Origin of the sequence: Fibrella aquatilis, assembly GCF_017353255.1 — a bacterium.
GTDB classification, from domain to species: Bacteria; Bacteroidota; Bacteroidia; order Cytophagales; family Spirosomataceae; genus Fibrella; species Fibrella aquatilis.
The window spans coordinates 1-1,089 of sequence record NZ_JAFMYU010000055.1 but is presented as its reverse complement, the minus strand read 5'-3'; the positions used below and the strand labels follow the sequence as shown (position 1 = coordinate 1,089).

Here is a 1,089-nt window from a genome sequence, read left to right as displayed (position 1 = left end):
AGCCAATGAGTTCAACCCCACGGTGGATGCTGGTTTCTATAAGCCTGCCTCACTGGGTGACTATGTCTTTAATGACAAGAACCGCGATGGTATCCAGAACGCGAGCGACACGCCCATCAGGGGTGTGCTGGTGACGCTCTACCAAAACGGTAGTGCCGTGGCCACGACGACCACCGATGCAACGGGTCTTTACTCATTTACGGGGTTGACACCGGGTGCGGCCAATGTCTATCAGGTTGGTTTTGCCAAGCCTGCGGGTCTGGAAGCCACCTCCGCCAACGTTGGTTTCGACGGGCTGGACTCTGATGCGGACCCCATTACGGGTCTGAGCCAGACGTTGACGCTGACCTCAGGAGAAAATAACACCTCGGTTGATGCGGGTTTCTACCAGCCAACCGCTGGCTTGGGCGATTATGTCTTTGAAGACAAAAATGCTAACGGTATCCAGGATGCCGGCGACGTGCCGATTCCGGGTGTACTGGTGAGCTTGTACTCAAACGGTTCGGCCGTGGGTACGACCACGACAGATGCCAATGGCTTATACTCGTTCACTGGTTTGACCCCAGGCGTATCGTACACAGTCGGCTTTGGTAAGCCAGCAGGCTTTATGCCCACGCTAGCCAATGTGCTCTCGAGCACGGCGGGTGATGCCGGTGATTCAGACGCGGATCCGGTAACGGGTCTGACGGGTCCCTACAGCCTGAGTGCTAACGAATTCAATCCAACCGTGGATGCCGGTTTCTACAAGCCCGCTTCGATTGGTGATTATGTATTTAATGATACGAATAAAGACGGCATTCAGAATTCAGGTGACTCGCCGATTCCAGGTGTACTTGTCACGCTCTACCTCAATGGGTCGGCCGTGGCCACCACCACCACCAACGGGTCGGGCCTCTATTCGTTCACGGGTCTGACGCCCGGTGCGGCTAATGTATATCAGGTAGGCTTCACGCCACCTGCTAACTTCAGCAGCACGTCGGCCAACGTTGGTTTCGACGGCTTAGATTCTGATGCCGACCCCGTTACAGGCTTGACACAGACGTTGACGCTCACGTCGGGTGAGAACAACACGTCGGTGGATGCTGGTTA

General features: G+C 55.6%; 1 protein-coding gene. It reads left to right on the top strand.

Annotation, left to right across the window (positions count from 1 at the left end):
• On the top strand, window positions 1-1,089 hold a 1,089-nt coding region (locus J2I48_RS28105), incomplete at both ends, for an SdrD B-like domain-containing protein (RefSeq protein ID WP_310587322.1).